We start from the raw sequence: 8,891 nt of genomic DNA, 5'->3' as shown, positions 1-8,891 counted from the left end.
CAGTCTCCGGCGGACCGATGCTCAACGGCCGGTATCGCGGCAAGCCGATTGGTTCGGGAACCGGCGTATGGCAGATGTCGGAAGAGGTGCGTGCGGGCACGATGACGCAGGAGGAGTTCACGGAAGCGGAGTCCTGCATGAACCGCTCGCGCGGCCATTGCATGACCATGGGCACGGCTTCCACGATGGCGTCGATGGTCGAATCGCTCGGCATGGGCCTGCCGCACAACGCGGCGATTCCTGCCGTCGATGCCCGGCGTCAGGTGCTCGCGCACATGGCGGGACGGCGAATCGTCGATATGGTCCGCGAGGACTTGACGATGGACCGGATCCTTACACGCGAAGCATTTGAAAATGCGATTCGCGTGAACGCGGCGATTGGTGGCTCGACCAACGCCGTGGTGCATTTGATTGCGCTCGCAAAGCGCATCGGTGTGCCGTTGACGCTGGAGGACTGGGAGCTCGGTTCGGATGTGCCATGCCTCGTGAACCTGCAGCCATCGGGCGAATTTCTGATGGAGGACTTCTACTATGCAGGCGGCTTGCCGGCCGTCCTGAGGGAACTGGGCGAACACGGTTTGCTGCACAAGGACGCGCTTACGGTGAACGGCAAGACGATCTGGGACAACGTCTCGAACGCCCGCAATGACGACGAGAAGGTCATCACGCGGTTCGCCGCGCCGTTCAAGCAGAAAGCGGGCATTGCCGTGCTGAAGGGAAACCTCGCACCAAACGGCGCGGTGATCAAGCCGTCGGCAGCGACGCCTCATTTGCTCAAGCATCGTGGCCGGGCGGTCGTGTTCGAGAACGTGGAAGAACTGCACGCGAAAGTGGACGACGAAGCGCTCGATATCGACGAGCACTGCGTGATGGTCTTGAAGGGCGCGGGGCCGAAGGGTTATCCGGGATTTGCCGAAGTCGGCAATATGCCGCTGCCGAAAAAGGTGCTTCAAAAGGGCATTACCGACATGGTGCGCATCTCCGATGGCCGGATGAGCGGCACTGCATACGGCGCGGTCGTGCTGCATGTGTCGCCGGAAGCGGCTGCCGGAGGTCCGTTGGCGTTCGTGCAGACCGGCGACATGATCGAGCTCGATGTCAAAGCGCGGCGGCTGCACCTGGAGGTTTCGGATGAAGAACTCGAACGGCGGCGGGCGGCGTGGCGGAAACCGGCATCTCCGCTGCGTGGATACGTGAAACTCTACGTCGATCATGTGCTGCAGGCGGATCAGGGCGCGGACCTCGATTTCCTGGTCGGGGCAAGCGGCGCGCCCGTGCCGCGTGACTCGCATTGAACTACAGCCTTAAGGAGTCACGCATATGGAATTGACCCGCGCAACACTGCCTGCGAACTCGCCGGCCGGCATATGGCCGGTCCTCTACGCTTATTTCGATCACAGCAACCAGCTCGACCGCAACGCAATGCGCACTCAGGTCGAGCGGACCATCGCGGCGGGCGCGCCTGGCATCGTGGTGCTGGGTCTCGCGACCGAAGTGCAGCGGTTGTCTCGTAGCGAACGCGAGCAGATCGTGGATTGGGCGCATCAGGACATCGCTTCGCGCGTGCCGCTCGCCGTGACCGTCACAGGCGAGACCCCTGAGACGCAGATCGAGTTTGGCAACTGGGCCATCGCCCATGGTGCGCAATGGCTGATCTTGCAACCGCCGTCGGCTCGCACCCAGCCCGAGCGATTCTATTTCGACTTCTTCGCTTCGGTCATGAGCGGTTTGAACAAGACCGCCGGTGCGGGTATCCAGAATGCGCCGGAGTATCTTGGAGTGGGTTTGTCGCCGGAATCGATCGCGGAACTTGCGCGGCAATGTCCGAACTTCCGGTGGTTGAAAGGCGAGGGCGCGGCGACGGTGCTGCACGCCACGATCGAATGCTTGCGCAGGTCCGGCAGCGCCATGCCTGTGTTCAACGGGCGCGGCGGACAGGAGTTGCTGGATAACCTGCGCTCCGGCTGCGCGGGGATGATCGTGGCGCCGGACAGCTTCGATCATCAGGTGAGCATTTTCCAGGCTTACGAGCGCGATCCGGCTGAGGCGCAGCAGCTTTACGAAGCTGTATTGCCGGCGATCGTTTTCGTGATGCAGTCGCTCGATGCCCTAACGTGTTACGGCAAGCGCATTGCGGCATGGCGAATGGGGTTTGAGGTCAGTCACGATCGCGGTATGGCGCCTACGGCCTTCGGCCTCGATTGTGCACGGCGCTTTGCCGACAGCCTTGGGCCCTACGCGGGATAATGCCAGCCTAAAGAATAGGCGAAAAAAGCCGCGCGACATGCATGGCCATGCGCCGCAGAGGGGGCGCACCAAGGTAATCGTCGCGGCTGATTTCCCACGATTGCGCGAAGTCGTCAAGCAGCATCTTTTCGACTTCGGCGGCAAAGCTCTGGTCCACCGTCAGCACCATGATTTCGAAGTTCAGGCGGAACGAGCGGTTGTCCAGGTTCGCGCTGCCGATCGCCGCCGACATGTCGTCGACCAGCACCACTTTCTGATGCAAAAAGCCCGGCCGGTATCGGAAGATCCGCACGCCGGCGAGCAACGCATCGTAGGCATACAACTTCGACGCGGCAAACACCACCCGATGATCGCGCCGGCTCGGAATCAGGATGCGCACGTCCACGCCGCGCAGCACGGCAAGGCGTAACGCGGAGAACACGGCTTCATCGGGGATGAGATAGGGCGTCGTGATCCATATGCGCGAACGCGCCGCGTTGATGGCTTCGACAAAAAACAGCGAACACGTTTCCTGCCGGTCGGCGGGACCGCTTGCGAGCACGAGACAGCTCATGTCTTTTTCAGAGACCTTCGAGGCCTCGACTTCCGGAATGCGCTGCGTCGCCCAATACCAGTCTTCAATGAACACGAACTGGATGCTCGCGACCGCCGGCCCGCGCACTTCAATGTGTGTATCGCGCCATGGCGACAAGCGCGGATTGCCGCCCAGATATTCCACGCCAACGTTGTGCCCGCCGACAAACGCACGTTCGCCGTCCACGACGACGATCTTTCGATGATTGCGAAAGTTGATCTGAAAGCGATTGACGAATTTTCGCTTGGTCGCGAAAGGATGCGTCTGCACGCCGCCGGCGCGAAGCGCGTTCACGTAGCGATGCGGCAAATCGAAACTGCCGATGCTGTCGTACAGGAAATAAACCCGCACGCCTTCTTGTGCTTTCCTGATCAGCAGGTCTTTCAGCTTCAGCCCGAGTTCATCGGCGCGAACGATGAAAAACTGCACGATCACATAAGTCTTTGCTTTTTCAATGGCCTCGAAAATTGCATCGAAAGTCGTGGTGCCGTTGATCAGCACGCGTACCGAATTGCCGCGCAAGAACGGCATTCCGCTCAGACGCGTGAGCGCGCGAATAGTCGGGTGTCCAAGATATTCGGCGGGATCGCCGGGCGCCACGCCGCGCAGGCGGGCGGCTTCATCGGGGAAATTCCATTCGGTCGGATGCGCGCTTTTGCGCAAGATTTCGTTCTCGAGGCGCCTTGCGTCGATATACCCCGCGAACTTGCTGCGCCCAAGGAACAGATACGGGATGAGCGTGAAATACGGCATGGCGACGAGCGACACTGCCCACGCAACCGCACCCTGTGACGTGCGCGTGTTGAGCACCGCATGGCACGCGGCCATCACGCCGAGCAAGTGGGCGATGATGACAAACGTGCCTAGATGCAGCCAGTCCTGCCATTCAATATGCATGTGCGCGGTCGGCCCGTGAGCGTGCTCTAGTGGTGCTGGAGTCCTGCGTTGGACATCAGGCCGGCAGGTCGGCAGCCTGGATCAGGAACACGTTGTCGTCGCCGGCACTGGTCGAAAGCCAGACCATGTCCAGGCCGCCGAGCGTCGCTTCCACGTTCGCGCGTTCGTTGCCGATCTCGATCACGAGCACGCCGTCCTCGGTCAGCCATTTTCGCGCTTCGCCAATGATCCGCTTCACGATATCCATGCCGTCCGCACCGCCGGCAAGCGCGAGTTCAGGCTCATGACGGTACTCGGCCGGCAACGACTGCATGGCGAGCGCGTTGACGTAGGGCGGGTTCGTGATGATGACCTCGTAACGGCCGCCGGGCAGCGGCGCGAACAAGTCGCCTTCGTACAGGGCGATGCGCGAATCCAGGTCGTAGTCGTCCACGTTCTGGTGCGCGACTTCCAGCGCTGGCGCGGAGATGTCGACGGCATCGATATCCGCATTCTGGAACGCCTGCGCCGCGAGAATCGCGAGACAGCCCGAGCCGGTGCAGAGTTCGAGCACGCGCGAGACTTCGTCGGGGTCCTGCACGTACGGCTGCAAGCCGTCCTGCAACAATTCGCCAATGAACGACCGCGGCACGATCACGCGTTCGTCGACGTAAAAACGATGCCCGTGCATCCACGCCTCGTTCGTGATGTACGCCGCGGGCACGCGATCTTTCGCGCGCCGCTCGATCACTTTCATGATGGCGTCGATTTCGGTGTCGAGCAGACGGGCGTCGAGAAACGGGTCGAGCGTGTCGAGCGGCAAGTGCAAGGTGTGCAGGACGAGGTACGCGGCTTCATCGAATGCATTCGATGAACCGTGCCCGAACGACAGCTTTGCCTCGGTGAATCGCGAGACGGCAAAGCGCAGCAGATCGCGTACGGTGGTGAAGGGAAGCGCCATCGCAGGCTCCTTTAAAGAGTGGTTTGGATCAGGCGAGCAAGGTTTCGAGCACGCGCCGGTACACGTTTTTCAACGGATCGATGAACGCGATCTCGACATGCTCGTCGATCTTGTGAATGCTGCCGTTGGGCGGTCCGAATTCGACGACTTGCTCGCAGATCTGCGCGATAAAGCGGCCGTCCGACGTGCCGCCGGTGGTCGAGAGTTCGGTGCGAACGCCGGTTTCATCGAGAATGGCCTGCTCCAGCGCGCCCGACAACGTGCCGCGCGGCGTGAGGAACGGCAGGCCGCTGACGCTCCATGCGAGGTCGTAGTTGAGCGCGTGTTTGTCGAGGATCGCGTGGACGCGGCTTTGCAAGCCTTCCACCGTGCTCGCCGTGGAGAAGCGGAAATTGAACATCAACTCGATGTGACCCGGGATCACGTTGGTCGCGCCCGTGCCGCCATGCAGGTTGGAGACCTGCCACGTGGTCGGCGGGAAATATTCGTTGCCGTCGTCCCAATGCGTCTGGACGAGTTCGGCCAACGCCGGTGCAAGCAAATGGATCGGGTTCTTCGCGAGATGCGGATACGCAATGTGACCCTGCACGCCTTTCACGACCAACTTGCCGGACATCGAGCCGCGGCGGCCATTCTTGACCATGTCGCCAAGCGTGGCGCTGGATGTCGGCTCGCCGACGATGCAGTAATCCAGCCGCTCGCCGCGTGCTTTCAGCGCTTCGATCACCTTGACGGTGCCGTCGGTCGCGGGACCTTCTTCGTCGCTCGTGATCAGGAATGCGATCGAGCCGCGATGCGTGGGATGCGCCGCGACAAACTCCTCGCTCGACACCACGAACGCCGCGATCGACGTCTTCATGTCTGCCGCGCCGCGGCCGTACAGTTTGCCGTCGCGGTGTGTCGGCTCGAACGGCGGCGATGTCCATTGCTCAAGCGGCCCGGTCGGCACCACGTCCGTGTGCCCGGCGAACGCAAGCAGCTTGCCGTCGGTACCGTCTGTGCCGCGTTTGACGGCCCACAGGTTCGTGACGCCGCCCGACTCGATGGTCTCGCATTCGAAACCAACCGCCGACAAACGCTCGATCAGCACGTTCTGGCAATGTTGATCGTCCGGCGTGACGGACGGACGCGCGATGAGTTGTTCGGAAAGAAGAAGGGTGCCGGACATGGTTTCGAGCCACTTTCAATAAAAATGCCGGCGCGGCGGCCGGCAGGGATAATGATTCACGCGCGCTACGTTGGCGCGCGACGCTGCATGCAAAGCCAAAACTTCAAAAAAACAGCGTTTCGTACTTCTCGGCGTCGAACCCGAGCGACTTCACACGGCCGTTCACGACCAGCACGGGCCGCTTGATGATCGACGGCTTGTGGATCATCAATGCAATCGCGCCGGCGGTCGATCCCGCTTCGTCCTTGTACGTATCCGACAACCCGCGCCACGTCGTGCCGCGACGGTTGATCAGTTCGTCGAGCGTGACGTCCTTCAACCAGTCCTGCAACAACGCCGTCGATACACCGGCCTTCTTGAAGTCGTGGAATTCGAACGGCACGTCGTGTTCTTCCAGCCACACGCGCGCTTTTTTCACGGTGTCGCAATTCGGAATCCCATACACGACGATCTTTTTCGCGGCCATGGATCAATCGCCTCGCAGCAACTCGTTCAGACCAACCTTGGCGCGCGTCTTCGCATCGACCTTCTTCACGATCACCGCGCAGTACAGGCTGTGCGAACCGTCCTTCGAAGGCAGATTGCCCGCGACGACCACCGAACCTGCCGGAATGCGGCCGTACGTCACCGAACCGGTTTCGCGGTCATAGATCTTCGTGCTCTGGCCGAGATACACGCCCATGGAAATGACCGAATTTTCTTCGACGATCACGCCTTCCACCACTTCCGAACGCGCGCCGATAAAGCAGTTGTCTTCGATGATCACGGGGTTTGCCTGCAGCGGTTCCAGCACGCCGCCAATCCCCACGCCGCCCGACAAGTGCACATTCTTGCCGATCTGCGCGCATGAACCGACCGTGGCCCAGGTATCGACCATCGTGCCTTCATCCACATACGCGCCAATGTTCGTGTATGACGGCATCAGCACCACGTTCTTCGCGATGAACGAACCGCGGCGCGCAATGGCAGGCGGGACGACGCGAAAACCGCCCGCTGCGAAATCTTCAGCGGTGTAGTTGGCGAATTTCGACGGCACCTTGTCATAGAACTGGCTGTAACCGCCGGCGGGCATCGGCGCATTGTCTTCAAGACGGAACGACAGCAGCACCGCCTTCTTCAGCCATTGGTTGACCAACCATTTGCCGTTCTGCTTTTCGGCGACGCGCAGCGCGCCTTTGTCGAGTTGCTCGATTGCGTGAGCGACGGCGTCGCGTACCTCGGCGGGCGCCGCTTTCGGCGACAGCTCGGCGCGGTTTTCCCAGGCGGTATCGATGATCTGTTGAAGTTGTTGCGACATGGTCGTGACTTAAAGTGAGTGCTGAGATTAAGAAGGGAATGAGCGGTGCAGCGAGCGGCAGAAATCCACGATTCGCTGTGCGCCTTCCACGCATTCGTCGACATCCGCGACCAGCGCAATGCGGATAAAACCGCTGCCGGGATTCGTGCCGTGGGCATCGCGTGCCAGGAACGAGCCCGGCAAAACCGTCACATTATAGTCGGCGTAAAGGCGTGCGGCGAACTCGGTGTCCGAGAGGCCGGTGCGCGCTACGTTCGCCCAAAGGTAGAACGCGGCGTCGGGCAGGCGCACGTCAAGCACCTCGGCGAGCATGGGCGTCACCGTCGTGAATTTCTTCAGGTAGAGCGCGCGGTTTTCGCGAACGTGCGCCTCGTCTTTCCACGCGACGACGCTCGCTGCCTGGAACATGGGCGAGAGCGCGGCGCCGTGATACGTGCGATAGAGCAGGAATTGCTTGAGGATGGCCGCGTCGCCGGCGACAAAGCCCGAGCGCATGCCGGGCACGTTCGAACGCTTGGACAGGCTCGACAACATCACCAGGCGCTCAAACCCGCGCCCGAGCTTGTGCGCCGCTTCCAGACCGCCGAGCGGCGGGGTGGCTTCGTCGAAATAAATCTCGGAATAGCATTCGTCGGACGCGATCACGAAGCCATGGCGATCCGACAACGCGAACAGTTCGCGCCAGTCGTCGAGTGTGAGCACGGCGCCAGTCGGGTTGCCCGGCGAGCAGACGAAAAGCAACTGCGTGCGCGCCCAGATGGCGTCCGGTACGGCCGAGTAATCGCAGGCGAAATTGCGCGCCGGATCGCTGTTCACGAAATACGGCTCGGCGCCGGCCAGCAACGCCGCGCCTTCGTAGATTTGATAAAACGGATTCGGGCACACCACGACGGGCGGTTCAGCGGCGCTACGGCTGTTGATCACCGTCTGAGCCAGCGAAAACAGGGCCTCCCGTGAGCCGGAAACCGGCAGCACCTCGGTGGCGGCGCTGACAGCGGGAAGCAAGTAACGTTGCCTGGTCCATTCCGCAATCGCCTGCCGCAACGGCTCGCTCCCGGCGGTGGCCGGATAGGAAGCCAGCCCCGCCATGGCATTGACAACAGCTTCGCGGATAAGTGCGGGCGTGGCGTGTTTCGGCTCGCCGATGCCAAAGCTGACCGGTGAGAAATCCGCCCGCGGCGTGACGCCCTTGAACAGCGCGCGCAGCTTTTCGAACGGATACGGCTGAAGTTTCTGGAGAAGTGGATTCACGGCTTGGTCGATGCCCTGGGTTCATGCGTCAGGTCGCGGCTGACAGTGAGACGACAAGGCTGCGATTATATCCCGGGGCGCTTTCCCGGCGGCCCTGCGACTTCAATGGCGGGGCCATTCGGACTAGAAGAACGCCCGCTGACCTGCCTGGTCGATTGCCGATAAAAGACATACACAAAGCGTCCGCCTTGAGCGAAAAGAAATCATTCCGCGCGATGGTATGATTGTCATCGTTCGCCGGGCAGTGTCTTGATCAAGGGTCCAGCCCGCGCCGCCCGAGCGTTTTCGACCGGCGTCTTACGCCTCCCGCTGCACGGACATGCGTGCACACGAGGTTCGCCGGCCCGTTTCCAGCATTCATTTCAATCAGCGATATCGCCGTGCGTCTGACCTCGATAAAACTCGCTGGCTTCAAGTCCTTCGTCGATCCCACCCATTTCCAGGTCCCAGGCCAGCTTGTCGGCGTGGTTGGCCCGAATGGCTGCGGCAAGTCCAACATCATCGACGCCGTGCGCTG

Annotated in this window: 9 protein-coding genes; 3 read left to right on the top strand and 6 right to left on the bottom strand. The window is 61.5% G+C overall.

What is annotated here, in order from left to right:
• Both ACFFAR_RS16430 and ACFFAR_RS16425 read left to right on the top strand, forming a co-directional pair.
• A partial coding sequence (locus ACFFAR_RS16430) for a dihydroxy-acid dehydratase (RefSeq protein WP_174365091.1) occupies positions 1 to 1,295 on the top strand: 1,295 nt, incomplete at its 5' end.
• A 25-nt stretch (positions 1,296 to 1,320) separates the two neighbouring features.
• Positions 1,321 to 2,247 (top strand): dihydrodipicolinate synthase family protein, encoded by a 927-nt coding sequence (locus tag ACFFAR_RS16425; protein ID WP_375508141.1) that lies wholly within the window; start codon positions 1,321 to 1,323, stop codon positions 2,245 to 2,247.
• 7 nt (positions 2,248 to 2,254) lie between these two features.
• On the opposite strand, the gene cls is transcribed toward ACFFAR_RS16425, so the two are convergent.
• The 6 genes from cls to dapC all read right to left on the bottom strand — a co-directional run bounded on the left by cls (position 2,255) and on the right by dapC (position 8,374).
• Entirely contained in the window at positions 2,255 to 3,718 is a 1,464-nt protein-coding gene (gene cls / locus ACFFAR_RS16420; RefSeq protein WP_172811924.1) for a cardiolipin synthase, read from the bottom strand.
• 55 nt (positions 3,719 to 3,773) lie between these two features.
• On the bottom strand, positions 3,774 to 4,658 hold the full coding sequence (gene prmB, locus ACFFAR_RS16415) for a 50S ribosomal protein L3 N(5)-glutamine methyltransferase (protein WP_061999139.1): 885 nt from the start codon (positions 4,656 to 4,658) through the stop codon (positions 3,774 to 3,776).
• A gap of 28 nt (positions 4,659 to 4,686) precedes the next feature.
• Positions 4,687 to 5,826: a succinyl-diaminopimelate desuccinylase gene (dapE, locus tag ACFFAR_RS16410; protein ID WP_174364265.1), complete on the bottom strand. Its 1,140-nt coding sequence runs from the start codon at positions 5,824 to 5,826 to the stop codon at positions 4,687 to 4,689.
• Between the two features lie 103 nt (positions 5,827 to 5,929).
• Positions 5,930 to 6,292: an ArsC family reductase gene (locus tag ACFFAR_RS16405; RefSeq protein ID WP_174364266.1), complete on the bottom strand. Its 363-nt coding sequence runs from the start codon at positions 6,290 to 6,292 to the stop codon at positions 5,930 to 5,932.
• Between the two features lie 3 nt (positions 6,293 to 6,295).
• Positions 6,296 to 7,123, bottom strand: coding sequence for a 2,3,4,5-tetrahydropyridine-2,6-dicarboxylate N-succinyltransferase (dapD, locus tag ACFFAR_RS16400; protein WP_375508140.1), 828 nt, complete (start codon positions 7,121 to 7,123; stop codon positions 6,296 to 6,298).
• Positions 7,124 to 7,150: 27 nt separating this feature from the next.
• Positions 7,151 to 8,374 (bottom strand): succinyldiaminopimelate transaminase, encoded by a 1,224-nt coding sequence (gene dapC, locus ACFFAR_RS16395; protein ID WP_174364267.1) that lies wholly within the window; start codon positions 8,372 to 8,374, stop codon positions 7,151 to 7,153.
• 323 nt (positions 8,375 to 8,697) lie between these two features.
• Here dapC and ACFFAR_RS16390 point away from each other — a divergent pair.
• Positions 8,698 to 8,891: AAA family ATPase (locus tag ACFFAR_RS16390; protein ID WP_375508139.1), on the top strand; the 194-nt coding region annotated here is incomplete at its 3' end.

Origin of the sequence: uncultured Caballeronia sp., from assembly GCF_964243625.1 — a bacterium.
Classification (GTDB): domain Bacteria; phylum Pseudomonadota; class Gammaproteobacteria; order Burkholderiales; family Burkholderiaceae; genus Caballeronia.
Note: the sequence above shows the minus strand (reverse complement) of the source record. Positions and strands in the feature narration are given on the sequence as shown.